Genomic DNA, 25,108 nt, shown 5'->3' with positions numbered 1-25,108 from the left:
GGACGATTCCGGAATCGGGCGTGAAGCTCGTGCGGCTCGTGACGGATGGCGGGAGACGCAGAGCGAACGCCCGCTTTCGACCCGACGAGGCGTCGATCGCCGCCCGCGCCGCGGATAGGCGGGAGGGTCGATCCTCATCCCAAAGGAGAACCGCATGGCGACGGTGAAGCCGATCCCGGACGGGATGCACACGCTGACGCCGAACCTCGTCCTCCGCGGCGCGGAGAAGGCGATCGAGTTCTACAAGCGCGCGCTCGGGGCGCAGGAGGTCGCGCGCATGCCGGCACCGGACGGGAAGAGCATCTGGCACGCCGAGCTTCGCATCGGCGACTCGATGCTCTTCCTGAACGACGAGATGCCGGGAATGGGGGCCGGCGCGCCCTCCCCGGACTCGCCCGTGCCGGTGACGATGTGGCTCTACGTGCCGGACACGGACGCCGCCTTCAAGCGCGCGGTCGACGCCGGCGCGAAGCCGACCATGGAGCCCTCCGACATGTTCTGGGGCGATCGCTGCGCGGGCGTCGCCGATCCGTTCGGCTACGTGTGGTCGTTCGCGACGCACCAGAAGGACCTGACGGAGGAGGAGATGCGCCGCGCCGGCGAGGAGTTCGCGCGGTCGATGGGCGCGAGCCGCTGACCGGGGTCCCGGCGGGCCCGCCGGGCGGCGCCGAGCGGGGCGGCGCTGCCCGTCAACGCGGCCGCGCGAACGCGCGCCGGGCGCGCTCGGCGCGCGCGCGGAACGCGCAGCCGTCGAGGTGGTCGTTCACGATGCCGACCGCCTGCATGAAGGCGTAGAGCGTGGTGGGCCCGACGAAGGTCCAGCCGCGCTTGCGGAGATCCTTCGACATGGCGACGGACGCGGGCGTGGTCGCCAGCTCGCGCAGGGCGGCCCACGTGAGCCGCTTCGGGCGCGAGGCGGGATCGGGCTCGAAGCGCCAGAAGTAGGCGGCGAGGGAGCCGACCTCGTCGCGCAGCTCGCAGGCGCGGCGGGCGTTGTTCACCGTGGACTCGATCTTGCCGCGGTGGCGCACGATGCCCGCGTCGGCGAGGAGCCTCGCCACGTCGCGCTCGCCGAAGCGCGCCACGCGCTCGAAGTCGAAGCCCGCGAAGCCGCGCCGGAACGCCTCGCGCTTGCGGAGGATGGTGAGCCAGGAGAGGCCGGACTGGAACCCCTCCAGGCACACCTTCTCGAAGAGGCGCACGTCGTCCGCGGTCGGCTGACCCCACTCGTCGTCGTGGTAGGGCAGGTACTCGGGCGCCGAGGCGCCCCAGACGCAGCGGAGCTTGCGGTCGGGGCCGGGCTGGAGGCCGGGGGGAGGGGCGGGCATGGACGGCCGAGTCATAGCGGCGGCGCCGCGCCGCGACCATCCTCGGCTGCGGGGGCGTCGTCGCCCCGCCGCGCAGAGGAGGCCGCCATCAGTGCGGCGCCCCGACGGCGTGCCGGTAGGCGTGCAGCACGTGCCCGGCGATCTCCGGTACGCCCACGCCGCGGGTGACCTGCGCGAACACCACCGGGCCGTCGCCGCGCATCCGCGCCGCGTCGCGCGCCATGACGTCGAGGTCGGCGCCGACCGCCGTGGCGAGATCGGTCTTGTTCACCACGAGCAGATCCGCCTGGGTGATGCCGGGGCCGCCCTTGCGCGGCACCTTGTCCCCGCCCGCCACGTCGATGACGTAGATCGTGTAGTCGGCGAGCTCGCGGCTGAAGTGCGCGGCGAGGTTGTCGCCGCCCGACTCGCAGAAGAGGATCTCCGGGCGGTGCGCCTCCGTGAGCTCCTCGAGCGCGAGCAGGTTCGCGGTGACGTCCTCGCGGATCGCCGCGTGGGGGCAGCCGCCGGTCTCCACCGCGCGGATGCGCTCGGCGGGCAGGGCGTCGTTGCGGACCAGGAACTCGGCGTCCTCGCGGGTGAAGATGTCGTTCGTCACGACCCCCAGCGAGCGCGAGTCGCGCAGCGCCCGGCAGAGCGCGAGGACGAGCGCGGTCTTGCCGCTCCCCACCGGTCCGCCGACGCCCACCGTGAAGGCCCGCCGCCGGAGATCCCCGCGGGCGTGCGGGGCGCCGCGGTCGTGGAACGATCCGGGGCCGAGCCCGTGATCGTGGCCGGAGTGGAGCGAGTGGTCGTGCATGGTCAGCTCTGGAAGAGGCGCGAGTAGAGGCGGTCCTGGTGGGACTGCAAGAGCTCGAGGAGCGGCGAGGACGCGGCGGCGTCCTCCGGGGCGCGCCCTGCCGCCGCGGCGAGGACCGCCTGCGCGACCGCGCCGGCGCGGGCCAGGGCGGCCTGGGCCTCGAGCGGTCCGCAGAGCCCGAGCCGCACGCCCGCGGAGAGGAGCCCGCGCGCCGCGAGGAACAGGTGCAGCCGGCCGGCCTCGTTTTCGGAGGCGCCGAGGCGCGCGAGGAGCGCGCCCGACACGGGGGCGAGGTGCCCGGCGAGGCCGGCGCGCAGCACCTCCTGCTCGAGCGACCGGGCGGCCGGCCCGAGCGCCGTCGCGGCGCGGAGCAGGGCCCGTCCCCGCGCGCGGCTCGCGCGGTTCGCCACGAGCGCGGGCGTGGCGGCGTCGCAGCGGGCGTCGAGCTCGGCGAGCCGCTCCGGCGCGCGCAGGACGGCGAGGACGAACGGGAGCGTGAGCGAGCCCGCCTGCCAGAGCGCCTCCTCGAGGAACCGGTCGAGCCCGGCGGGATCGCGGACGTGCCCGAGCTGCACGGCCGCCTCCAGCCCGCCGGAGTGGGCGAAGCCGCCGGCGGGGAAGGCGGAGTCCGCGAGCTGCCAGGCGATCCAGGGCGTCATGGACTCCTCATCAGAACAGGAAGTAGCGCTGCGCGAGCGGGAGGCGGGCCGCCGGCTCGCAGCGCAGGAGCACCCCGTCGGCCCGCACCTCGTACGTCTCCGGGTCCACCTCCATCCGCGGCAGCGCGTCGTTGAGCCGCATGTCCTTCTTGCCGAGCCCACGGCAGCCGTGCACGGCGACGAGCCGCTTCGCGAGCCCGTAGCCCTGCACCGCGCCGCCCTCGAGGGAGGCCCGCGAGACGAAGGCGACGCTCGTCGCACCCACCGCGCGGCCGAGCGCGCCGAACATGGGGCGCGCCACGACCGGCTGCGGCGTCGGGATGGAGGCGTTCGCGTCGCCCATCTGCGCCCAGGCGATGAGCCCGCCCTTCAGCACGAGCTCGGGCTTCGCCCCGAACAACGCCGGCCGCCACAGCACCAGGTCGGCGAGCTTGCCGGGCTCGACCGACCCGACCTCGTGCGAGAGGCCGTGGGCGACGGCGGGGTTGATGGTGTACTTCGCGAGGTAGCGGCGGATGCGCAGGTTGTCGTTGTCGCCCCGCTCCTCCGGGAGCCGCCCGCGCTGCCGGCGCATCTTGTCGGCGGTCTGCCAGGTGCGGGTGACGACCTCCCCGACGCGCCCCATCGCCTGCGAGTCCGAGCTCATCATCGAGATCGCGCCGAGGTCGTGCAGGACGTCCTCGGCCGCGATGGTCTCGCGGCGGATGCGACTCTCCGCGAAGGCGAGGTCCTCGGGCAAGGACGGGTCGAGGTGGTGGCAGACGACGAGCATGTCGAGGTGCTCGTCGACGGTGTTCACCGTGAACGGACGGGTCGGGTTGGTCGAGGAGGGGAGGACGTTCGGCTCGCCGCACACGCGGATGATGTCCGGCGCGTGGCCGCCGCCCGCCCCCTCCGTGTGGAACGTGTGGATGGTGCGCCCCGCGAACGCGGCGATGGAGTGCTCGGCGCAGCCGGACTCGTTGAGCGTGTCGGTGTGGATGGCCACCTGCACGTCGAGCTGGTCGGCGACGCGCAGGCAGGTGTCGATCGCCGCCGGCGTCGTGCCCCAGTCCTCGTGGAGCTTCAGGCCCACCGCTCCGGCGCGGACCTGCTCGGCCAGCCCCTCCGGCGACGCGGCGTTTCCCTTGCCGAGGAGCCCGATGTTCACCGGCAGGGCGTCGGTCGCCTGCAGCAGGAGCGCGACGTGCCGGGCGCCCGGCGTGCAGGTCGTGGCGTTGGTGCCGGTGGCCGGGCCGGTGCCCCCGCCGAGCATGGTCGTCACGCCGCTCGCGATCGCCTCGTAGGCCTGCTGCGGCGAGATGAAGTGGATGTGCGAGTCCACGCCGCCGGCGGTGAGGATGAGCCCCTCGCCGGCGATGCACTCCGTGCCGGGTCCGATCGTCATCCCCGGCGTCACCCCCGCCATCGCGTCGGGGTTGCCCGCCTTGCCGAGGGCCGCGATCCGGCCGCCGCGGATGCCCACGTCCGCTTTGGTGACGCCGCCCTGATCCAGCACGAGCGCGTTGGTGATGACGAGGTCGAGCACCTCCTCCGGCGGCGCGCCGGCCGCCTGCCCCATCCCGTCGCGCAGGACCTTGCCGCCGCCGAAGACGCACTCGTCGCCGTACACGGTGAGGTCCCGGTCGACCTCGAGCACGAGCGCGGTGTCGCCCAGCCGGACCCGGTCGCCGGTCGTCGGGCCGTACACCTGCGCGTACTGCCGCCGATCCATCCGCCGCGTCATGTCAGCGCTCCTCCTCGTGGGCGAAGCCGCGCCGCCGCGCCTCCTCCACGATCCGCCGCCGGCCTTCCTCGCTGACCGGCCCGGTCGCCAGGGCGTTGCCGCCGCGGACGATCCTGCGGCCCGCGATCTCCACCAGCGCCACCGTGCGGGTCTCGCCGGGCTCGAAGCGCACCGCCATGCCCGCCGGCAGGTCGAGGCGCCGGCCGTAGGCGCGCGCCCGGTCGAAGCGCAGCAGCGGATTCACCTCGGCGAAGTGATAGTGGCTCCCCACCTGCACGGGCCGATCCGCGAGGTTCGTCACCGCGACCTGGATCGCCTCGCGCCCGTCGTTCAGCACCACCTCGCCGGGCGCGGGCAGCACCTCGCCCGGGATCGCCTCCTCCGGCGCGGCCGCCGGCGCCTCGGCGAACGCCGAGAGCGGCGGGACGGGGAGGAAGGAGCCGTAGAGCGCGAGGGCGAGGTCGCCGTGCGCGGCGGCGATGGGGTGGTGGACGGTCACGAGCTTCGTGCCGTCCGGGAAGGTCCCCTCCACCTGCACCTCGGAGACGAGCTCGGGCACGCCCGGGAGGACCTGCCGGCGTCCGAGCATCCTCCGGCCCAGGTCCATCAGCTCGGCGACACGACGGCCGTCGCGCACGAGCTCCAGGAGCTGCGTGGCGATGAGCGCCACCGCCTCGGGGTGGTTCAGGCGCAGGCCGCGCGCGAGCCGCTTCTGCGCGAGCACGCCGGCCTGGTGGAGGGTGAGCTTGTCGATCTCTCGAGGGCTCAGGTGCATGTCGTCTCTCCGGGATCAGGGGGTGCGGGCGAACGGGTCGGCGCCGGTGACGGCCTCGACGAACGCGAGGCGCTGCCGGAGGAAGGCGAGGCCCGCCTCGACGCTCCGGCTGGCGACGCGCAGGAGCAAGCCGTCACGGAGCGGGCTCGCCGCGGCGAGCACGCCGGCGTCCCGCTCGGCGGGGGACGCCGCGACGCGCTCGAGGAGCTCGCGTGCGGCGCTGGCGACGGCTGGGCCGAGCGCGACCACCGTGGCGAGCAGCTCCACCCCCGGGAGCCTCGCGACGATGGGCGGGCCCTCGCCGGGCACGAGGCGGAGCGCGTCCGCCAGCACGGTCCGGCCGTCGATCGCGACCTCGATGCGCGAGCGGTACTCGTCGAAGGCCCAGCGCTCGCCGCGCGCGATGCGGCCGGCGACCAGGGCATCGAGCCAGAGGAGGCTCGCGCCGCGCGCGAGCTCGAAGCGCTGCTCCTGGCGGAAGCGCGCGCCCGAGAAGCAGCTCACGGGGTGGGGGAGGGCGGCGAGGAGCGCGCCGGCTCCGACGCGCGCCGAGAGCCCCTGAGACGCGACCTCGCCGCGCGAGCGGTAGATCTTCGTCCCCGCCTGCGTGGAGAGGAGCGCGACCGCGCCCGCGCCGACGTCGACCTCGAGCGACACCTCGTCGCCGGCCAGGAGCCCGCCGCCGTGGCTCGCCGAGATGATCCAGGCGCAGCGGCCGCGCGGTGACGGCGCGAGGAGCTGAAGCGGGCTCGACGCGACGCAGGCGACGATGGCGCTCGCGCCGTCCACGCGCGCGATGTCGACCCGCCCCGCGCCGGCGCGGAGCCCGACTTCCGGGCGGGGCTGCCCGATGGTCGGGCACGGTGCCTCGAGGAGCTCGAGGATCGGCTGGGGATCCGGGCATTCCATCCGCCACGCGCGCGAGGTGCAGGGGACGAGCCACGGATCCGATCGTGGGTCGTCGAAGCGCTGCGCTCGACCGTTCGCGCCTCCTCCGTCCGCGGCCTCACGCCTCGGCCTCGGCGCGGGAGGCTTACCTTCCACTCATGAAGCGCGCGCTCTTCGCTGCTGGGCTCTTGACGGGTACCGGACTCGGCATGCTCGGTCGACGCTACTGGGAGCGTCGGCTGCGCTATGGCCCCTGGGGCTCGCTCGGGATGGGGCTCCCCGGAGGGGTCGACGGCGTGGCCCTCGCGCTGAAGCAGACGACCACCACCTCCGTCATCGCGGGGAACCGCGTCGCCTGGAGGCACGACGCCGACGTGTTCGATGGGATCGAGGAGGCGATCCGCGCCGCGCGGCGAAGCGTCCACATCGACGTCTACATCTGGAAGCCGGGCGGCGCCGGGGAGCGACTGACCGAGCTCGTCTGCCGGCGGGCGCGCGAGGGGGTGAAGGTGCGCGTCCTCGTGGACCCGATGGGCAGCACCGGCTTTCACGAGGAGCTGTGCCCGCGCCTGACCGAGGCGGGCTGCGAGGTGCGCTACTTCCGCGACCTGAAGAAGCGGCCCTTCACCCTCACCGGCCGGAATCACCGCAAGCTCGTGGTGGTGGACGGCAGGATCGGCTTCACCGGCGGGTTCGGGATCGCGCCCGAGTGGAGCGTCCCGGGGCCCTCCGCGTCGGTGTGGCGGGACGCGAACGTGGAGGTCGAGGGGCCCGTCGTCAAGCAGATGCAGGTGTCCTTCGCCAACCACTGGATCGAGACGGGCGGCTGGCTCCTGCCGGAGATCGAGCTCGAGCCCGCGCGCCCCGCGGGTGAGGCCAGCGCCGCGTACGTGAGCAGCACGGACGTGGTCGGCCTCTCCCACGCGCGCTGGGTGACGCACCTCGCGCTCGCGGCGGCCGAGCGGCGGGTGTGGATCGCGAACGCGTACTTCGTCCCGCCGCCCTCGGTGCTCGGCGCGCTGGTCGCGCGGCGGGAGAACGGCATCGACGTGCGGCTCTTGCTGCCCGGGCCGCACCAGGACCATGCCAGCGTGACGTTCTTGCAGCGCCGGCTCTATCCGCGGCTCGACCGCGCCGGGGTGAAGGTCTACGAGTACCAGCCCTCGATGATGCACGCGAAGACGATGCTCGTGGACGACCGGCTCTCCGTCGTCGGCTCGATGAACCTCGACTTCCTGTCGATGGAGTGGCTCGAGGAGGGGGCGCTGATCGTGGACGACCGCGCCTTCGCGCGGGAGTTCGAGGAGCGATGGGCGCGGGACGTCGAGCGCTCGAGGCAGGTGACCGGGCCGCGCCAGGAAGGCGAGGCGGGGCTGCCGCACCGCGAGCTCCAGAGCGTGCGAGCGGCGCAGCAGTCCGCCTCGCGCTAACCATCGACCTCTGACCGCTCCGGGCTGCGCCCGCCCTCAATGGGCGGCGCGGATGCGATCTCGCTCGGAGCGCCAGCAGCGGAAGCAGAGCGGGTGATCGCGGTGCGCCGCCACGCCCCCGCGAGGGCGCCGGTACAGCGCCCGGGCGCCGCAGCTGCACCGGTGCGACTCCTCCCGTGACAGACGTCGCGCTCGCAGCGACATGGCCACCTCCGCGCTGCCTCTCTCTCTCCGGTAAGCACCGTTTCCGGATGCGCAAGGAGGTGCCGGTCGAGTACGCCGGGTGCCCGCGCCAGGACCTGCCGGTGGATGACGGCCCCGGGAGATCCGCTCGCGCCGAGCCTGTCGTGTCGAAGGCGAGCGGATCGTCCGCGCCGGGGCGCCGGGGGGCGCCTCGCCCTCAGTCCTCTTCGCCGTCGTTGGAGGCGGCTCCCTTCTGCGCGGAAGACTCGGGCTGGGACCAGCCCTCCTCCTCACGGGGATCGAGGTCCTCCGCGCGCCCGCTCGCCTCGCGCCGCCGCTGCTCGCTCGCCTCCGGCTGCGGAGGCCGCTCCGTCCCGTCCTTCTTCGGCGCTTCAGCCATCGCTCACCTCCACGCGCCGGCGGTCCGAATCCTCCGCCGCGCTCTGCTCACCTCTCAGCTCGCCCCGGCGCGCCGCTCCGGCCCGCCGTCCTCTGCCTCCCGGAACATCGCGAACGCGCTCGTGTAGCCGTGGACGAACGTCGTGCCTCCCACCGGCCCGATCTCGCCGTTGCAGAAGAAGCCGCCCAGGGGCGCCGGCCCGAGCTGCTCCTCGAAGAGGCTGGTGTCGTGGTCGGGGTGGCCGAACAGGCCGGCACCCCGGCCGACGCAGGAGAAGAGGAGCGCGCCCGCCGGACGGCCCGTGGCGGCGCGGCGGTGTCGCGCGAGCATGCGCCGCAGCTCCTGCTCCGCGCTGTGCGCGTCGCGGAGCACGAACTGCACCACCGTCAGCGGGCGCAGCTCCGCGCCCACCGCCAGCGCGCCGGTGTCCTCGTCGGCGCCGATGAGGTTGCGGACCAGCAGCTCTCCCGGCTGGAACTCGACCTCGTCCGAGCGCAGCTCGAGCCCGAGGAACAGGGAGGTCTGCATCAGCTCGCGGTCGCGCGGCTCGAGCGACGCGTACAGCTCGGCGATGACCTGCAGCGGCGGACGGCCGTCGAGCTCCTGCAGCACGCCGTGCTGGCAGCGCGTCACCAGCATCGGGGCGCCGATGGCACGGCACCCCTGCGCGATGAGCGTGTCCACCTCGAGGTTGCCGGTGAAGACGACCCCGACCCCGCCGTTGCGGTGCACGTCCTCGGCGACGAGCAGCCGGTTCTGGTCGAGGCCCCGCCCCCCGCTGGCCAGCCCGCCGAACTTGGGCGCCGCGGGGTAGGCGCCGTCGAGCCCCTCGACGAGCGCGCCGATGTCCACGGTGAAGGGATCGGCGAGCAGCAGGAGCTTCGGTCGTGCCTCGGGAGGACAGCCGACGCGGGCGCGCCAGGCGGACGGATCCAAAGGCTGCGCTCCGGGCTCGACGCGGAACGGGGAGAGCTCGACCCCGGGGAGGACCGCCGCCGTGAGGGAGAGCGCGGGCCCGTCCTCGACCTCGTGGGCGTCCCCGATGACGCCTCCCGCGGTGCAGCCGACGAGCAGCGCGCGCGGAAAGCGCCGGGCCGCCAGATCCACGAGCTGCTCGCTCTCGCCCGCGTGGTGGGGCGACACGAACGCGACCAGGAGGTCGGGCGGGTCTCCCTCGAGCCGCGCCTCGAGCGGCGCCGCGGCCTCGGCGAACGCGTCCACCGCACGCGGCTGGCGCGAGATCGCCGAGCTCCACCTCATGCGAGGGATCTAGGCGCGACGCCCGCGAGCGCACCGCGAAGATCGCGACCACGCGAAGGCGGCGCCGCGGAGCCACGCGGTCCGCTGCCCGCCTTCCCTTCGGCCATTCAAGGGCGTACAAGCGCTCATGGCCCAGCCCTCCGAGAAGAGGAAGCAGTCGCTGTATTTCCCTGAAGACATGCTGCGCGAGATCCAGGAGGAGGCGACGCGCCAGGACCGCTCGCTCTCCTGGATCATGCAGCAGGCCTGGAGGTCCGCTCGCGCGCGGATCGCGACGATGCCGGGCATGGACGACCTCGGGCCGCCTGCGAGCGCGTAGCGGGCGTCGCGGCGAGGACCGGCGTCCTGGCCGCGTCTCCGCGAGCTCCAGAAACGACGAAGCCCGGCCTCACGAGGCCGGGCTCCGGGCGCTTCAGGTGAAGCGGCGGACTACAGCGGGCGGACGTTCGCCGCCTGGAGGCCCTTCGGCCCCTTGGTCACGTCGAACTCCACCTTCTGGCCCTCGGCGAGGGTGCGGAACCCCTGCGCGTTGATAGCGGTGTGGTGGCAGAAGACGTCCTCGCCGCCGCTATCCTGCGTGATGAAGCCGAAGCCCTTCGCGTCGTTGAACCACTTCACGGTACCGGTAGACATTACTGGATAACTCGTTTCTTCTCATGTTCGCGAACGGTGAGAACGCCGCTCGGTCCCGGCCAAGAGTTGGATGGGGAGGGGCACCTCTACTCCCAATCAGCGGAGAAGTCGAGGGCGCGGTCGAAATGACCTTCCGCGGCCCTGCGCCGGGGCTGACCCGAGGAGCTCGAGCGGGTGTCCTCGCGCAGCGGCGCCAGGCTCCTCGTCGCGCTCACGAACGCGCTGCCGGCGCAAGGACCCCGAAGTCCGTGCGCCTCCCCCGGCGCGGAGCGATGAACGGTGCTACCAGAAGCGGATGACCGCGACCGCGTTCATCGCAGCCCTGCTGACGAACGCGATCCCCGGGTGGCGCGAGCTGGGGCGCCGTGCCTGGTGCAAGAAGCAGCGGGGCCGCCTGCGCGCGCTCGATCGCAAGATCGTGTGGGTGCATGACGGCGAGAAGATGCCGTGGGTGCTCTGGGGCGCCGACCACGGCTTCTTCGAGCTGGAGTGGGCGGGCCGCCTGCCGTACCTGCGAGCGGTGGCGGCGGTCGTGAACGCGCCGCTCGCGATGGGCTGAGGCGGATCCCGGGCGCTCGCCTCACCTTCTGAGGAACACCGCAACACGCGCGACGAGCGTGGGCGCCTGCGCGCCCGGCTGGACCCGTCTGCGCCGAGAGGACGACGAATGGGAAACCGCTTCAGCGGAACGAACCGCTTCAACGTGAAGCTCCCCGTGACCGAGTACCCCAACGGCATGGAGGCCGCGGCGCTGCACGTGAAGGAGATCGCCGAGAAGGACTACGAGACCGAGGTGCTCGGGGCGCCGCTGCCGGTCGTGCTCGACTTCCATGGCGGCAAGGAGTCCAAGGCCTGCGAGACGCTCGCTCCGAGGTTCGCGGCGGTGGCGGAGAAGTTCGCCGGCAAGGTCCGCTTCCTGAAGGTCCAGCGGGAGGCGAACGCTCGGCTCGCCGAAACGCTCGGAGTCACCGCGAGCCCGACGCTCGTCTTCCTCCAGGGTGGGAAGGAGGAGGGGGAGCGGTTGAGCGGCGACGACATCCAGCGGACGGCGCTGAAGGCGCGCGTGGAGGCGATGCTGGGGCCGGCGAAGACGTCGACGTGACGGCCGGGCGGGTCGCGAACCGCTCTCTCGAGCCGCGGCTCCAACCGGGCTCCAGGCAGGGGCAGGTGGCGCCACCGGCGGCAGAGTCGTCGTGTCGTGGACGACGCAGGAGAGAGCACATGACCCACTCCTCTTCGAGCGACTTCGACTCCCGGGCGAGGACCTGGGACGACGACACCGCGAAGCGCGAGCGGGCGCGCAGCGTGGCGGACGCGATCGCCGCTCGCGTCCCCGCGCTGTCCGGGAGCAGGGTCCTCGAGTACGGCGCCGGGACGGGGCTCCTGGGGCTCGCCCTCCAGCCGCTCGTCGCCGAGGTGACGCTGGCCGACAGCTCACGCGAGATGCTGGCGGTCGCCCAGGAGAAGATCGCGGCGCGCGGCCTCCGCAACGCGAGGACGCTGCACCTCGACCTGGCCGCGGGGCCCCCGCCCGAGCTCCGGTTCGACCTCATCTGCACGCTGATGACCCTCCACCACATCCCGGACACGGACGGGATCCTGGGAGCGTTCCGCGAGCTGCTGCCGAAGGCCGGAGCCGTCTGCATCGCAGACCTCGACCGGGAGGACGGCTCGTTCCATGGCCCGGGGTTCTCCGGGCACAACGGGTTCGACCGCGCCGAGCTTCGAGCGCGGCTCGAGCACGGCGGCTTCCGGAACGTGAAGATCGACCTCGTGGCCGAGGTGAGGAAGGACACCGCCGCCGGGCCGCGGATCTACCCCGTGTTCCTGGCCATCGCGGAGAAGGCCTGACGGCGCGAGAGCCAAGGCGGAGACCACTTGGCCTGATTCGCTACTGCGGCGCGCGCTGGCTGGCTGCGCCGGGCAGACTCGGCCCTGCGCTGCTCGACGTGCCTTTCGGGCACGCCTCCGCTGCTCGGCCCTCGTGTGCCCGGCTCGCCGACGCCATCGTGCGCCTCGCTACGCGCCTCAGACCAAGCGGGCTCCGCTTTAGCGCGACGCCCGCGAGCGCACCCCGAAGATGCGCGAGAGCTCGTACGCCGGCGTCACCTCGAGCTGGTCGTAGCGGCACTCGCTCGGCGATCTGTCCGGCCGCCACCGCAGGAAGTGGGTGGCGTGGCGGAAGCGGTCGCCCTGCAGGTGGTCGTAGGCGACCTCGCAGACGCGCTCCACCCGCAGCGGCTCCCAGGAGAGGTCCTTGCCGCGGTTCCAGCGGCTGCTCGCGCCGGGCATGCGCTGCGCGGGCTCGCGGTCCGCGTCGGCCCACTCCGCCCAGTCGCGCCAGGGGTGGTCCTTCGCGTTCTCGCGCAGCGGCGCCAGCTCCTTCACGAGCTCCTTGCGGCGAGCGACCGAGAAGGCGCTGCAGATGCCGACGTGGTGGAGCTTGCCGCCGTCGTCGTAGAGCCCGAGCAGGAGGGAGCCCACCATCGTGCCGGGGCCGTTCTTGTGCCAGCGGAAGCCGGCCACGGCGCAGTCGGCCGTGCGCGCGTGCTTCACCTTCACCATGGCGCGCACGCCGGGCTGGTAGGTCGAGTCGAGCCGCTTCGCGACGACGCCGTCGAGCCCCGCGCCCTCGAAGCGCGAGAACCAGTCCTGCGCCACGGCCCGGTCCGTCGTCGCCGGCGTCACGTGGACCTGCGTCGCCGCGCGCGCCAGTCGCCCCTCGAGCTGCGCGCGCCGCTCCGCGAGCGGCGAGGAGCGCAGGTCGCGGTCGCCGAGGGCGAGCAGGTCGAACAGCACGATGCTCGCCGGGCTCTCCTGCGCGAGCAGCCTCACCCGCGACGCCGCGGGGTGGATGCGGAGGAGGAGCGCCTCGAAGTCGAGGCCGGACTCCCCGGCGATGACGATCTCGCCGTCCAGCACGCAGCGCTCGGGGAGGCTCGCGAGGAGCGGCTGCTCGAGCTCGGGGAAGTAGCGGTTCAGCGGCTTGAGCTCGCGCGACTGGAGGAAGAGCTCCGGGCCGTCGCGGAACACCAGCGCGCGGAAGCCGTCCCACTTCGGCTCGAACAGCCACCCGTCACCCTCCGGCAAGGCCTCCGAGAGCTTGGCCAGCATGGGCTCCACGGGGGGCGCGATCGGGTAGGGCATCGCAGGAGAGTCTAAGAGGGCTCGCGCCGGGCGACCGTCATCCAGCACGGGGCGTGCGTCTTCCCGGATCGCTCGTTATGGGTGCGACCATGCCCGGACCCGCCGCTCACCTCGAGGAGCACCGCGCCGCGCTCACCGGGCACTGCTACCGGATGCTCGGCTCGGTGGTGGACGCCGACGACGCCGTCCAGGAGACGATGGTCAGGGCCTGGAGAGGCCTCGACCGGTTCGACGGGCGCTCGTCGCTGCGCACCTGGCTCTACCGCATCGCGACGAACGTGTGCCTCGACGCGCTGGCCGACCGCTCGCGGCGGGAGCGCCCGGTGGAGGAGGGGCCGGCCGGATCGGTGGACGACCCGCTGGAGACGCGTCCACGTTCCCACTGGCTCGAGCCGGTGCCCGACGCGCGGGCCGTGCCGGCGGACGGGGACCCGGCGGAGCGGGTGGTGCTCCGGCAGAGCATCCGGCTCGCCTTCGTGGCGGCGCTCCAGCACCTCCCGCCCCGGCAGCGCGCCGCCCTGCTGCTCACCGACGTGCTCGGCTGGTCCGCCGCGGAGGTCGCGCAGGGCCTCGACACCTCCGTCGCCGCCGTGAACAGCGCGCTGCAGCGGGCGCGCGCCACGCTCGCCACGCGCGACCTGGGGGACGACCCGACGGGCACGCTCTCCGACGCGCAGGCAGCGCTGCTCGACCGTTACGTCGCGGCGTTCGAGCGCTACGACGTGGACGGGCTGACCGCGCTCCTGCACGAGGACGCGGCCATGTCGATGCCGCCGCATGCCCTGTGGCTGCGCGGGAGGGAGGCGGTCCGTGCCTGGCTGCTCGGACGCGGGCTGGGTTGCCGTGGCTCGCGGCTGCTCCCGACCGCCGCGTGCGGCGCCCCCGCCTTCGCCCAGTACCGTCCCGCGCCGCAGGGGGGGCACCGGGCGTGGGGGCTCATCGTGCTGGACCTCGCCGGCGACCGCATCTCGGGGTGGACCACCTTCCTCGACACCGAGTCGCTCTTTCCGAGGTTCGAGCTCCCGCTGGAGCTCCCGCCGGTCGACGCGGCCTCGAGCTCGCCGAGCTCGCCCGCCTGATCGGCTCGGGCGGGTGCCGAGCGTCCGTGCACCGATGAGTCCCGTGCGCCCGGCGAGTCCATGCACCAGACGACTTCGGGTCACGACTCGGGCGCGCGCCGGGGCTGACCCCTGGAGGCAGACATGGCAATGAGTCACGCCCGCAAGCTCTTCGTCAACCTGGCCGTGCGCGACCTGCACCGCTCGAAGGAGTTCTTCACGAAGCTCGGCTTCGAGTTCGACCCGCGGTTCACGGACGAGAACGCTACCTGCATGCTCGTCGGCGAGGACGCGTACGTGATGCTCCTCACCGAGCCGTTCTTCCGGACGTTCACGAAGAAGGGGCTCTGCGACACGCAGCTGCACTCGGAGGCGCTCTGCGCGCTCTCCTGCGAGAGCCGCGCGGAGGTCGACGACCTCGTGAAGAGGGCGATCGCGGCGGGAGGCAAGCACGCCATGGAGCCCCAGGATCAGGGCTTCATGTACGGCTCGAGCTTCTACGACCTCGACGGCCACCACTGGGAAGTGTTCTGGATGGACCCCAAGGCGCTCGAGCGGTGAGAGGGGCGCGATGACGCCGCCTCGCCGCATGCTCGCCGCAGCCGCGAGCGAGCGGCGAGGGCTCGGCGTCGCGCTCCGCCGGCACGTCAGGAGGTCGCTGCCGTGCCGGCGCCCGCGGGCCGCCGCGAGATCGGGCCGTCGTAGCGATCCCACAGCCGGATGCCGCCGGTGATGCCCGCGGTGTTCGAGATGATCTCGACGCGCGGCCCGAGGTCCAGCGTGAGGTGCTTCGCGTTCCCGCCGCCCACGTACATCCGGTCGAACAGCACCATCCGCTCGAGCCACTCCAGGGACTTCGCGACGCGCTTGTTCCACCGCTTCTTGCCGATGCGCGCGCGCTCGGCGTTCCCGATGGCGAGGTCGATCGACCGGCCGCGCTTGTAGTGGCAGTGCGACAGCTCGAGGTGGGGCAGCACCACGCCGTCCTCGAACATCGCGCACCCGACGCCGGTGCCGAGCGTCACCACCAGCTCGAAGCCCTCCCCGCGCACCACCGCGCTCCCCTGCACGTCGGCGTCGTTCGCGACCAGGGTCGGGACGCCGAACGCCTCCTCGAGCGCGTCCCGCAGCCGGAATCCCTCCCAGCGCGCCGCCAGCGCCGGGTTCCGTGGACCGCCCGGCTTCCGGCGCGAGAGCGAGGGGACCTGCTTCACCACGCCTTTCCGGATGAGCCCCGGGAACCCCACCGAGGCGCGCTGATACCGCGGCAGGTCGTGGGTGAGGCGGCAGAGCGCCTCGACCAGCACCTCGGGCGGGCAGGGGTACGGCGTGTCGATGCGCACCTGCTCGACCAGCATCTTGCCGCCGCGATCGAGGACGCTGGCCTTGAGGCGGGTTCCCCCGATGTCGACCGACAACGTCTTCACGTCCGCCGGCCACGGGCGGGGCGCGGCACGCAGCTGATTGGGCATCGGGTCACCTCTTCATGATGCAGACATCATTAGGGCCGGCGGGAGCCGCGCGCCTCGGGCGGTGAGGGGCGGCGGATCGGCTCCGCGGCCGCGGCCCTGCGGGGAACGCGGGGGATGCGCTATGCGGGGAGTGCGTCAGGTCCCGGTGCCGGATAAGGGTCCGGCATGTACATCGCCATGAACCAGTTCCGCGTGGCCCCTGACCGCTGCGAGGAGTTCGAGAGCGGCTGGCGCGAGCGCGAGACGTACCTCCACGAGGTGCCAGGCTTCGAGTCGTTCCATCTCCTGAAGGGTCCGGAGGAGGACGCCGCTCGCCTCTACGCGTCGCACACCGTCTGGCGCGATGAGGCCGCCTTCCGGGCGTGGACCGAGTCGGAGGCGTTCCAGAAGGCGCATCGCCAGGGCCGCTCGACCGCGGGGACGATCCTGGGACCGCCGAGGTTCGTGGGGTGGCAGGTGGTGCTGTAGCGCCCATTCGCCGGCGGTGGCGGCGCGCCAGCAGATCAAGCGGATCGCCCTGCGGTGCACCGCCGGTCGACCCGCACGGCCCCGGGAGCGATCGAGATGGCATTCCCGATCTGGGCGCTCGTCGTGGGCGCGCTGCTCGTCGCCGTCGCGCTCTCGGGGTCGCTGCTCAGCAGGCTGCCCCTGAGCGCGTCGATGCTCTACCTGGGGGTGGGCTACGCCGTCGGCCCCGGCGGGTGGGGTTTGCTGAACGTCGACCCGCTGGAGCACTCCGGGACGCTCGAGACGATCTCGGAGATCGCGGTGCTGATCTCGCTCTTCTCGGTCGGCCTGAGGCTCGGCCAGCCGCTCTCGAGCCCTCGCTGGTGGTGGCCGGTCCGCCTCGCCTCCGCGTCGATGGCGGTCACCGTGGCGCTCATCGCGGCCGTCGCGACGCTGGGGCTCGGGATGCCGATGGGCGCGGCAATCCTGCTCGGCGCCATCCTCGCGCCCACGGACCCGGTGCTCGCCTCCGACGTGCAGGTGGAGCGGACGCAGGATCGGGACCCGGTGCGCTTCAGCCTGACCGGGGAGGGCGGGCTGAACGACGGATCGGCTTTTCCGTTCGTGATACTGGGCCTGGGCCTGCTCGGGCTGGGCGAGCACGGGGCGGTCGGCTGGAGGTGGCTGGCCGTGGACGTGCTCTGGGCCATCGCGGGCGGCCTCGTCATCGGCGCGTCGCTCGGAGTCGCGGTCGGGAAGCTCGTCGTCTACCTGCGCACCCGCCATCGAGAGGCCGTGGGTCTGGACGAGTTCCTCGTCCTCGGGCTCATCGGCCTCGCCGCGGGCGCGGCGCAGCTCGCCCACACCTACGGCTTCCTGGCCGTGTTCGCCGCCGGGGTCGCGATGCAACGCGCCGAACGGTCGCCGCGAGCGGCCGCTCCGGAGCTCCTCCCCACCGGCCTGGAGGAGCCGCGAGGAGCGGAGGCCGCCGCGACGGACCCGGAGCACGCGGGCGCCCACATGATGCGGGCGGTACGCGGGTTCAACGAGCAGCTCGGGCGAATCGGCGAGGTGGTCGTGGTGCTGGCCGTCGGTGCGCTGCTGCCCCACGCCCGCCTCGACGCCGCCACCGGCGGGTTCCTCCTGCTGCTCTTCGTCGTCATCCGCCCGGTGTCGGTGTGGCTCGGGTTGCTCGGCGCGCCGGTCTCGAGCGAGCAGCGCGTGCTCATGTCGTGGTTCGGGATACGCGGGGCCGGGTCGATCTACTACCTGATGTTCGCCGTTCACCGCGGCGTGCCCGGACCGCTCGCGCGCGAGCTCGTCGCCATCACGCTGACCACGGTGGCGTGCTCGATCGTCCTCCACGGTGTGTCGGTGACGCCGCTCATGAACCGCTACGCGGCGAGGAAGGCGCGGCGGGCCGCGAGCGCCTCGCCCTCCGCGTCGGAGCGCTGACGAGTGGAGCGACCAGCGCCGCTACGGCGCGGCAGGCCGCGCGCGGGGGCGCATCACGCGAGACGGCGCGCCCGCGTACGACATCTCGCACACCCTCCGCGTGGACAGGCGCGCGGTGACGTGCTCTGAAGTTCGTCCCGTCCGGAGGGAAGCATGGCTCCTCGTCAGCCCGCGTTCGTCGCCGCCGCGCTCCTCGTCCTCGCCTGCTCCGGTGGAGGCAGCGCGCCCCCCGTGGATCCCGGCGGCGACCCGGGAGGCGGAGGCGGAGGCGGCGGAGGCGGCGGGGGATCCCAGAGCGGCTGGAGCACGCAGAAGGAGCTCGGCGCGGTCCGCGACTCGACCCTCGTCGAGATCTACGGCGTCGACGTCGATCTGAACGAGGGAGGGACGGGCATCGCCGCGTGGGAGGAGGACGGCGACGGCTTCGGGAGCGTGTTCGTCGCCTGGTACCGGGGCGGCGCGTGGGAGAGCGCGCAGCGCGTCTCGGCGGCCGACACGCACGCGATCCTGCCCCGCGTCGCCCTGAACGACGCGGGGCAGGCGATCGTGGCCTGGGAGGTGGTGGACGACGCCGGCGTCGCCATCGACAGCCGGACGATCTGGGCGAGCCGCTGGGTCGACGGAGCGTGGACCGCGCCGGCGCGGCTGTGCGCCGCGCCGGCCGCGCCGGGCGACCTGTACGCCTCGCGGCCGCGCGCCGGCATCGACGCCGCGGGGCGCGCCCTCGTGACGTGGGATCAGGACCGGGTCGGCGATGAGCTCCCCGACGCGATCCACGGGAGCCGCTTCGACGGGACGAGCTGGAGCGCGCCCTTCGCGGTGAGCGCCGGCACCCTCTCCGCGGCCTGGTCCGACGTCGCGGTGAGCGCGGATGGCAGCGCGGCGGTGGTCTGGGTGCAGGACACGAACCCTTACGATCCCAACCGGTCCGGCGGCGGTCCCACGAACCCGAACGCCTGGGCGCGCGTCTTCTCGGGCGGCACGTGGGGCGCCCCGCAGCGCATCGGCAGCGAGCTCGCCGACTTCGAGGGGATCGAGCGGCCGCACGTCGTGATGGACGCCGCCGGCCGGGCGTTCGCGGTGTGGGAGGAGCATCGCCTCGCCGAGAACCGGATCGCCTCGAGCGCGCTCGATCCGGCCGGGTCGACCTGGTCGGCGCCGGCGACGCTCGCCGCCTCCGCGTCGAGCGTGGATCACCTCTCCTTCCCGTCCATCGCGGCGGACGGCCGCGGGGATGCGTTCGCGGTGTGGCAGGCCCACGTGCCCGACTCGAGCCTGGTGAACGGCGCCGCGGCGCGCTTCGACGGCGCGGCGCGCGCCTGGTCGCCGGCCTCGGAGTTCGAGACGGGCGGCGGCGTGGACGAGGTGGCCGCGGCGATGGACGGCGCCGGTTCGGGCTGGGCGGTCTTCACGAGCGCGGGGCTCCGCGCGCGGCGGCACGACCCGTCCCTCGGCTGGCAGGAGGCGCAGTCGCTCGGCTTCGGCCACGTGGGCGACGCGGAGGCGAACGGCGCAGGAGCGATGATCGTCGGCGCCTGGAGCGTGTCGTACGGCTCCTCGCCGCCGTTCTTCGCCCTGTCCGCGCGCGGGAGCGTGTACTCGCCCTGAAGAGCGTCCGGCGCCGGGCCGGGACGGCGGGTCGGGACGGCGCGCCCGGGGACCCTCACGCGCTCAGCGCGCGATCGTCCGGCGGGATCGCGACGAACACCCCGAGCATCCCGATGAGGTTCCCGGCCTGGTCGCGCAGCGGCACCCTGCTCGCCAGGCAGTCGATGTCCCGCCCGGACGCGTCGCGCAGGTGCTCGCGCTCGTCGAGCAGCGGCGCCCCCTCGTCCATGACGCGCCGATCCCCCGCCGCCAGGCGCGCGCGCTGCTCGTCGCTCCAGCCGAGCTGCGCGTCGGTCTTCCCGACGATCGCCTCCGTGGAGGGGAGGCCGAACCGCTGCGCGAACCGGTCGTTGCACCCCAGGTAAACGGAGCGCCGGTCCTTCCAGTAGATGGAGTGCGGGACGTTCGACAGGACGCTCAGGAGGAGCTCGCGCTGCTCGCGGACGTTCCGGAAGCTCGCCTCGACCCGCTCGGCCATGTGATCGAACTCGGTGGCGAGCTGCCCGATCTCGTCGCGCGAGCGCAGGCCGATGCGGCGCGACAGGTGCTTCTCGTCCTCCGCGATGTCCCGCGACAGGCCGACGAGCTTGGCGAGCGGCTTCGTCAGGGTCGCCGCGAGGAAGCTCACGCCGGCGACCGCCAGGACGACGACCACGAGCGAGGCCAGCATGATGCGGCGGACGAGGGCGCCCACCTGCTCCTCGGCGGCCGCCGTCTTCTCGGCGATGGCGACCTCGATGTCGTCGACGTACCGGCCGGTGCCGATGATCCAGTCGAGCGGCCGGTAGCGCTTCACGAAGGAGACCTTCGGCGCGGCCGGCCCCGGCGCACCCGCCGCCGTCGGCTTCGGCCACGTGTACTCCACGAACCCCTCGCCGTCCTTCGACGAGAGGTCCCGGAACGCCGAGAACAGGTTCTGCGCGCGGCCGTTCACGACGAGCTCGAACTCCTTCGCGTCCATCCGCTGGCCGTCGAGCTCGGGCCGGATCGGGTGCATCACCATCCGCGGGACCGGCGACTCGGCCGTGCTGATCCAGAAGTACTCGGAGCCGTAGCGGATCTTGCGGATGCCCGAGGTGATCTCCGCGAGCTTCTCTCGCACCGCCTCGTCCACGTAGATGCCGGTCCCGACCACCCACCCCCACTCCTTGAACAGGCGGACGTAGGAGAACTTGGGCATCTGCGGCAGCAGCGCGTTGCCGTCCGGCTCGGGCCAGCTGTAGCGGATGAAGCCCTCGCCGCGCGCGGCCGTGAGCTCGACGGCGAGCTGGAACAGGTTGCGGTTCGCGTCGCCGGCGCAGTCGAACTCGGGCGCGTCGAGGACCGTCCCCTCGAGCCTCGGGACGAGCGGGTGCATCAGCATCGTGGGGTAGGGCCGGCCGACGGTGTTGATCCAGAGGTAGCCCTTGCCGCCGTCGAAGCGCATCGCGCGGAGCGTCGCGAGCGCCTCCGCCTGCGCCCGCGCGACCGGCACCTCGCCCCGCCGCGCGCGCTCGAGGTGCTCGCGGAGCGTCGCGCCCGCCACGTCGAGGATCGCCTCGAGCCGCTGGCCGTACTTCTGCTCGAGGTAGCGCTCGTCCGCGGCCTCCCGGTACTGCGCGTCGATGAGCGCGTAGACCGTGTTCACCTTGTCGGCGAGGTCCTGCTTCACCTGCGCGGTCTTCTCCGCCCGGATGCGCGCCACGTCCGCCGCCGCCTGCGAGCGGAGGCTGCCGACGGCGTAGCCCGCGACGACGACCGCGGTGACCAGCACCGCGACCGAGATGGCCAGCTGCAGCTTGAGCTTCAAGGTCAAGGGCGCTCCGGGGGCGGGCGGTGGCGGGATTCTGGCCGAGGCGAGAGGGCAGATCAACGAGGGGTTGTGGACGTGCGCGGGAGGCTGGGATAATCCCGGCGCTCGACAGAACGTCGCAGGCCGCGAAGACGGGGGCTGGCAGGACCGATGCTCGATCGCCTCCTCCACTTCGTGACGGGAAGCCCGGCGTTCCAGTTCCTGCGCTCGGTCACGCCGTTCGACTTCCTGCCGGACCCGGACCTCGAGCGCATCAGCGACGCGCTCTCCATCGAGTACCACCCGAGGGGGAGCACGCTCTTCGCCCAGGGGCAGTCGGCCGTCGCGGACGTCTACGTGGTCATGAAGGGCTCGCTCGAGCTCCTCGACGACGCCGCCGCCCAGACGGCGCAGCTGCGCGCCGTGGGGCTGGGCCAGACCTACGGCGGCGCGTGCGTCCTGACGAACGGCGGGATCGCCCTCTTCACGGTGCGCGCGCTGGAGGACACGTTCCTCTACGCCGTGCCCGGGCCGCTCTTCCTCGAGGCCTGCGCGAGGCACCGCGAGTTCCACGACTTCTTCGCCGAGAGCCTGGGCCCGCGCATGCTCGAGCGCGTGGGCGCGCGCCTGCGCCAGAAGTGGCTCCTCACCTCGCCCGACCCGGACTCCGTCGGCTTCAGCCGCACGGTCGGGGAGATCTGCGATCGGGAGGTGGCCTGGTGCACGCGCGAGGAGTCGGTGCGGGACGTCGCGCACCGCATGACCGTCCGGCGCTGCCACACGCTCCTCGTGCGCGACGCGGGGGGCGCGCTCGTGGGCGTCGTGAGCGAGCGGGACCTCGTCGAGCGGGCGCTCGCGAACGGCCTGGACGCGGCGCGGCCCGTGTCGGAGGTGATGACGCCCGCCGGCGAGCCGATGCCGGCCGGCCTGGCGCTCGCGGAGGCGATGGAGGTGATGGTGCGGTCCGGGGTCCGCTCGCTCGCGGTCGCCGGTGACCGCGGCGAGATCGTCGGGCTGCTCGCGGACGACGACCTGCTCGTCGCGCACGGCAGCTCGCCGCTCGAGTACCTCCGGGACATCGCGCAGACGCGGCTCCGCAAGGACCTCGCGGAGAAGCGCGCGCGCCTGCCCCGCCTCGTCCGCGCGCTCATGCTCGAGGGAGCGCGCGTGGACAGCCTCACCTGGCTCATCAGCGCGGTGTCCGACGCCACCCTCAGGCGCGTGCTCGACATGGCGCTCGCCGAGATGGGACCTCCCCCCGTGCCGTTCGTGTTCCTGACGCTCGGGAGCGAGGGGCGGCGAGAGCAGACGCTCGTGACCGATCAGGACAACGCGATCGTGTTCGCCGACGTCCCCGGACGCGAGGCGGCGGCGGCGGAGTACTTCCCCCGGCTCGGCGAGCGCGTGTGCACGTGGCTGAAGGAGGTCGGGGTCGAGTACTGCGACGGCGACGTGATGGCGAGCAACGGCGAGTGGTGCCAGCCGCTGTCGGTCTGGAAGGAGTACTTCCGGAGGTGGGTGCGGGTCCCGGTGCCCGAGGCGGTGCTCAACTCGAGCATCTTCTTCGACTTCCGGGAGGTCCACGGCGACGTCGCGCTCGCCGCGGAGCTCCGCGGCCACGTGACCCAGCTCCTCGCGTCCCGGCCCGGGATGTTCTTCAACCTCCTCGCCCAGGCGGTGGTGGACAAGGAGCTGCCCGTCGGGCTCTTCGGCCGGATCTCGGTGGAGACGCGCGGGAGCCGCGAGAACGTGTTCGACATCAAGCAGCCCATCGCCCGTATCTGCGAGCTGACGCGGCTCCAGGGGCTGTGGCACGGGATCGGCGCGACGAGCACGCTCGAGCGGCTGCGGAAGCTCTCGCAGCAGGGCGAGGTGGACGCGCGCGTCTGCCTCGACCTGAAGCACGCGTACTCGTTCCTGATGCAGCTGCGGCTCGCCCGGCAGGTCGCGGCGCTCGGCGAGGGCGGCGTGCCCGCGGACAACCTCATCAGCACGCAGGAGATCTCCACGCTCGAGCAGCGGTTCCTCGAGGAGGCCTTCGGCCTCATCGGGCGTGTGCAGGCGAGCGCGCGCAGGAAGTTCCTGCGCCAGTCGTGAAGGGGAGCGCAATGGTCCGAGCCACCGGCATCGCCTCGCTCCTCCGGCTCGTCCGGCGAAAGGCCACCGGCGCGGCCGCGGAGGTCCGCTACGCGCGCCGGAGGACGCTCGGCTCCGAGGAGTGGACGCAGCCGATCCGGACGATGACCTTCACCGTGCTCGACTGCGAGATGACCGGGCTCGACCCGGCGCGGGACGAGATCCTCTCGATCGGCGCGGTCCGGATCCGCAACGGCCGGATCGTGATGGCCGAGCGCTTCTACCAGGTGTTCAAGCCGACCGAGGCGGTCTCGCCGAAGGAGGTGATCCTCATCCACGGCCTCGGGCCGGACGAGGTCAGCCGCGGCTTGCCGCTCGGCGACGCCCTCGAGCGGCTCCTCGCCTTCATCGGCGACAGCGTCGTGATCGGCCACTTCACGTCCGTCGATCTGAGCTTCCTGAACGCGGCGCTCGCGTCGCGCAAGGAGCGGTCGCTCAAGAACCCCGCGCTCGACACGCGGCTGCTGTACGCCTGGTGGCGCCGGCGGACCTCGCCGGCGGGCCAGGCCGCCGCCGACGCGAACCTCGAGGACATCGTCATCGAGATGGGCCTGCCGCGCTATCCGGCGCACCACGCGTTCTACGACGCGCTCACCACCGGCATGGTGTTCCTGAAGCTGCTCGGGGACTTCGAGGCGTCCGGTGCCGTGCAGTTCCGCGCGCTGTACCGGGAGGCGGGGGTGTATTAGGCGGCGCGCTGGAGAGCGCGGGCGGTCACGACCTGCGCCGTCAGAGGTGGGACGCCGTCAGAGGTGGGACAACGCCGCCGTGCCGACCCGGAAGGTCTGCACCCACCTCGACTCCTGTTGCCCCGGGGCACACGCCCGGCAGGCGCGGGCTTCCAAGTGCGCGATCTTTCTGGGCGGGCTCGCTGGCTCGAAAGCTGCTGAGGCTGCGCGGAGAGAATACGGCGCGCTGGCAGCTCGTCGAAACCCCGGAGGACAGAATGCGCTACCTGCTCGTTGCGTCGTCGCTGCTGCTCGGGTCGCTGACCTCGGCTCAGGCTCAAGTCAGCGTCGGCGTCGGGATCGCGGTCGCGGTCCCCAGCATCCAGATCGGCATCAACGTGCCGGCCTATCCGGAGCTCGTCCCGGTGCCGGGCTATCCCGTTTATTACGACCCTCGGGCGAGCTGGAATTACTTCTTCTACGACGGCGCCTACTGGGTGTACCAGGGCGACGCCTGGTACGTGAGCAGCTGGTACGACGGGCCGTGGCACGTGGTGGAGCCCGATTACGTCCCGCTCTACGTGCTGCGCGTTCCGGTGCGGTACTACCGGCAGCCTCCCCCGTACTTCCGCGGCTGGCGCGCCGACGCGCCGCCACGCTGGGGACATCGCTGGGGCCGCGACTGGGAACACCGTCACCGCGGGTGGGATCGGTGGGACCGCCACGCCGGCCCGCGACGCGCACCGTTGCCTGCCTACCAGCGCGGCTATGCGGGGGACCGCTATCCTCGCGCCCCCGAGCGCCAGCACGCGATCCGGTCCGAGCAGTACCGCTACCGGCCGCGCGAGGACGTGACGCGGGCGCGCTTCGAGCCGCACGGCAGCCCGGACCGGGGCCACTCGCGGGCCCAGCCGTCGCCGCGAGGGCGTGACCACCAGCGGTGGTCCGCGCCGCCGCCGCAGGAGAACCGTCGCGGGAACCGCCCTGGACAGCACGACGACGTGCGGCGCCACGACGACGGCCGGCGCCACGATGACGGCCGGGGGCGCGATGACGGCCGGGGGCGCGATGACGGCCGGGGGCGCGATGACGGCCGGGGGCGCGACGACGGCCGGCGCCACGACAACGGCGGGCGGCGGGACGACGGCCGGCGACACGACGATGGCCGAGGGCACGACGACGGCCGCCGGCACGAGAACGACGGGCGGGGTCACGGTCGCGGGCACTGACGCGCCGCTACCGAGAGCTTCACGCAGCGGGGAGCC

The 25,108-nt window shown here is 73.2% G+C and carries 26 protein-coding genes; 14 read left to right on the top strand and 12 right to left on the bottom strand.

All coding sequences use genetic code 11. The features are described from left to right. Positions 1-154: 154 nt before the first annotated feature. Positions 155-637 (top strand): VOC family protein, encoded by a 483-nt coding sequence (locus tag ANAE109_RS20785; RefSeq protein ID WP_012098869.1) that lies wholly within the window; start codon positions 155-157, stop codon positions 635-637. A 52-nt stretch (positions 638-689) separates the two neighbouring features. On the opposite strand, the gene ANAE109_RS20780 is transcribed toward ANAE109_RS20785, so the two are convergent. The 6 genes from ANAE109_RS20780 to ANAE109_RS20755 all read right to left on the bottom strand — a co-directional run bounded on the left by ANAE109_RS20780 (position 690) and on the right by ANAE109_RS20755 (position 6,196). Further along, a complete protein-coding gene (locus tag ANAE109_RS20780; protein WP_041448574.1) occupies positions 690-1,328 on the bottom strand; it encodes a DNA-3-methyladenine glycosylase I in 639 nt (212 codons plus the stop codon). Between the two features lie 88 nt (positions 1,329-1,416). Next, entirely contained in the window at positions 1,417-2,127 is a 711-nt protein-coding gene (gene ureG, locus ANAE109_RS20775) for an urease accessory protein UreG (RefSeq protein ID WP_012098867.1), read from the bottom strand. A 2-nt stretch (positions 2,128-2,129) separates the two neighbouring features. Next, the gene (locus ANAE109_RS20770) at positions 2,130-2,786 is read right to left on the bottom strand and encodes an urease accessory protein UreF (RefSeq protein WP_012098866.1); all 657 of its coding nucleotides are present in this window, start codon (positions 2,784-2,786) and stop codon (positions 2,130-2,132) included. Between the two features lie 10 nt (positions 2,787-2,796). Then, a complete protein-coding gene (ureC, locus tag ANAE109_RS20765) occupies positions 2,797-4,512 on the bottom strand; it encodes an urease subunit alpha (RefSeq protein WP_012098865.1) in 1,716 nt (571 codons plus the stop codon). A gap of 1 nt (position 4,513) precedes the next feature. Further along, positions 4,514-5,287 (bottom strand): urease subunit gamma, encoded by a 774-nt coding sequence (locus tag ANAE109_RS20760; RefSeq protein WP_012098864.1) that lies wholly within the window; start codon positions 5,285-5,287, stop codon positions 4,514-4,516. A gap of 15 nt (positions 5,288-5,302) precedes the next feature. Beyond that, the gene (locus ANAE109_RS20755) at positions 5,303-6,196 is read right to left on the bottom strand and encodes an urease accessory protein UreD (protein WP_012098863.1); all 894 of its coding nucleotides are present in this window, start codon (positions 6,194-6,196) and stop codon (positions 5,303-5,305) included. Positions 6,197-6,333: 137 nt separating this feature from the next. Between ANAE109_RS20755 and ANAE109_RS20750 the strand changes: the two genes are divergently transcribed. After that, entirely contained in the window at positions 6,334-7,605 is a 1,272-nt protein-coding gene (locus tag ANAE109_RS20750) for a phosphatidylserine/phosphatidylglycerophosphate/cardiolipin synthase family protein (protein WP_049768656.1), read from the top strand. 400 nt (positions 7,606-8,005) lie between these two features. On the opposite strand, the gene ANAE109_RS20745 is transcribed toward ANAE109_RS20750, so the two are convergent. Together ANAE109_RS20745 and ANAE109_RS20740 are read right to left on the bottom strand one after the other, a co-directional pair. After that, the gene (locus tag ANAE109_RS20745) at positions 8,006-8,188 is read right to left on the bottom strand and encodes a hypothetical protein (protein WP_041448573.1); all 183 of its coding nucleotides are present in this window, start codon (positions 8,186-8,188) and stop codon (positions 8,006-8,008) included. A gap of 54 nt (positions 8,189-8,242) precedes the next feature. Next, positions 8,243-9,448 carry an FIST N-terminal domain-containing protein gene (locus ANAE109_RS20740; protein WP_012098860.1) on the bottom strand — a complete coding sequence of 402 codons (1,206 nt, stop codon included), beginning with the start codon at positions 9,446-9,448 and terminating at the stop codon, positions 8,243-8,245. Between the two features lie 127 nt (positions 9,449-9,575). Here ANAE109_RS20740 and ANAE109_RS20735 point away from each other — a divergent pair, with 127 nt between their 5' ends. Further along, positions 9,576-9,767 carry a TIGR04563 family protein gene (locus tag ANAE109_RS20735; RefSeq protein WP_012098859.1) on the top strand — a complete coding sequence of 64 codons (192 nt, stop codon included), beginning with the start codon at positions 9,576-9,578 and terminating at the stop codon, positions 9,765-9,767. A gap of 110 nt (positions 9,768-9,877) precedes the next feature. On the opposite strand, the gene ANAE109_RS20730 is transcribed toward ANAE109_RS20735, so the two are convergent. Next, the gene (locus tag ANAE109_RS20730; protein ID WP_012098858.1) at positions 9,878-10,081 is read right to left on the bottom strand and encodes a cold-shock protein; all 204 of its coding nucleotides are present in this window, start codon (positions 10,079-10,081) and stop codon (positions 9,878-9,880) included. Between the two features lie 295 nt (positions 10,082-10,376). On the opposite strand from ANAE109_RS20730, the gene ANAE109_RS20725 reads away from it, so the two are divergent. The 3 genes from ANAE109_RS20725 to ANAE109_RS20715 all read left to right on the top strand — a co-directional run bounded on the left by ANAE109_RS20725 (position 10,377) and on the right by ANAE109_RS20715 (position 11,932). After that, positions 10,377-10,640: a hypothetical protein gene (locus tag ANAE109_RS20725; RefSeq protein WP_049768655.1), complete on the top strand. Its 264-nt coding sequence runs from the start codon at positions 10,377-10,379 to the stop codon at positions 10,638-10,640. A gap of 108 nt (positions 10,641-10,748) precedes the next feature. Further along, a complete protein-coding gene (locus tag ANAE109_RS20720; protein ID WP_012098856.1) occupies positions 10,749-11,183 on the top strand; it encodes a co-chaperone YbbN in 435 nt (144 codons plus the stop codon). 119 nt (positions 11,184-11,302) lie between these two features. After that, the gene (locus ANAE109_RS20715; protein WP_012098855.1) at positions 11,303-11,932 is read left to right on the top strand and encodes a class I SAM-dependent methyltransferase; all 630 of its coding nucleotides are present in this window, start codon (positions 11,303-11,305) and stop codon (positions 11,930-11,932) included. A gap of 198 nt (positions 11,933-12,130) precedes the next feature. On the opposite strand, the gene ANAE109_RS20710 is transcribed toward ANAE109_RS20715, so the two are convergent. After that, positions 12,131-13,228 (bottom strand): ATP-dependent DNA ligase, encoded by a 1,098-nt coding sequence (locus ANAE109_RS20710; RefSeq protein WP_012098854.1) that lies wholly within the window; start codon positions 13,226-13,228, stop codon positions 12,131-12,133. An 89-nt stretch (positions 13,229-13,317) separates the two neighbouring features. On the opposite strand from ANAE109_RS20710, the gene ANAE109_RS20705 reads away from it, so the two are divergent. Beyond that, a complete protein-coding gene (locus tag ANAE109_RS20705; RefSeq protein WP_012098853.1) occupies positions 13,318-14,307 on the top strand; it encodes a sigma-70 family RNA polymerase sigma factor in 990 nt (329 codons plus the stop codon). Between the two features lie 123 nt (positions 14,308-14,430). Continuing rightward, positions 14,431-14,847, top strand: a complete 417-nt coding sequence (locus ANAE109_RS20700) for a VOC family protein (protein ID WP_012098852.1) — start codon at positions 14,431-14,433, stop codon at positions 14,845-14,847. A gap of 86 nt (positions 14,848-14,933) precedes the next feature. Here the strand turns inward: ANAE109_RS20700 and ANAE109_RS20695 are convergent, their stop codons facing one another. After that, entirely contained in the window at positions 14,934-15,758 is an 825-nt protein-coding gene (locus tag ANAE109_RS20695; protein WP_012098851.1) for an ROK family protein, read from the bottom strand. Between the two features lie 165 nt (positions 15,759-15,923). Between ANAE109_RS20695 and ANAE109_RS20690 the strand changes: the two genes are divergently transcribed. The 3 genes from ANAE109_RS20690 (at position 15,924) to ANAE109_RS20680 (ending at position 19,268) form a co-directional block, all read left to right on the top strand. Next, positions 15,924-16,226, top strand: coding sequence for an antibiotic biosynthesis monooxygenase (locus ANAE109_RS20690; RefSeq protein ID WP_012098850.1), 303 nt, complete (start codon positions 15,924-15,926; stop codon positions 16,224-16,226). A 96-nt stretch (positions 16,227-16,322) separates the two neighbouring features. Beyond that, complete coding sequence (locus ANAE109_RS20685; RefSeq protein WP_012098849.1) at positions 16,323-17,660, top strand: sodium:proton antiporter; 1,338 nt, start codon at positions 16,323-16,325, stop codon at positions 17,658-17,660. A 153-nt stretch (positions 17,661-17,813) separates the two neighbouring features. Continuing rightward, on the top strand, positions 17,814-19,268 hold the full coding sequence (locus ANAE109_RS20680) for a hypothetical protein (protein ID WP_012098848.1): 1,455 nt from the start codon (positions 17,814-17,816) through the stop codon (positions 19,266-19,268). Positions 19,269-19,323: 55 nt separating this feature from the next. Here the strand turns inward: ANAE109_RS20680 and ANAE109_RS25930 are convergent, their stop codons facing one another. After that, the gene (locus ANAE109_RS25930) at positions 19,324-21,063 is read right to left on the bottom strand and encodes a cache domain-containing protein (protein WP_012098847.1); all 1,740 of its coding nucleotides are present in this window, start codon (positions 21,061-21,063) and stop codon (positions 19,324-19,326) included. A gap of 147 nt (positions 21,064-21,210) precedes the next feature. On the opposite strand from ANAE109_RS25930, the gene ANAE109_RS20670 reads away from it, so the two are divergent. From ANAE109_RS20670 to ANAE109_RS20660, 3 genes are all read left to right on the top strand, one after another. After that, the gene (locus ANAE109_RS20670; protein WP_012098846.1) at positions 21,211-23,136 is read left to right on the top strand and encodes a DUF294 nucleotidyltransferase-like domain-containing protein; all 1,926 of its coding nucleotides are present in this window, start codon (positions 21,211-21,213) and stop codon (positions 23,134-23,136) included. A gap of 11 nt (positions 23,137-23,147) precedes the next feature. After that, positions 23,148-23,864: a PolC-type DNA polymerase III gene (locus ANAE109_RS20665; RefSeq protein ID WP_012098845.1), complete on the top strand. Its 717-nt coding sequence runs from the start codon at positions 23,148-23,150 to the stop codon at positions 23,862-23,864. A gap of 257 nt (positions 23,865-24,121) precedes the next feature. Further along, the gene (locus ANAE109_RS20660; RefSeq protein WP_012098844.1) at positions 24,122-25,072 is read left to right on the top strand and encodes a hypothetical protein; all 951 of its coding nucleotides are present in this window, start codon (positions 24,122-24,124) and stop codon (positions 25,070-25,072) included. The last annotated feature ends 36 nt before the right edge of the window (positions 25,073-25,108 follow it).

Source organism: Anaeromyxobacter sp. Fw109-5 (genome assembly GCF_000017505.1).
Lineage (GTDB): Bacteria > Myxococcota > Myxococcia > Myxococcales > Anaeromyxobacteraceae > Anaeromyxobacter.
The sequence above is the reverse complement of the archived record's forward strand: the minus strand, read 5'-3'. Positions and strand labels throughout refer to the sequence as shown.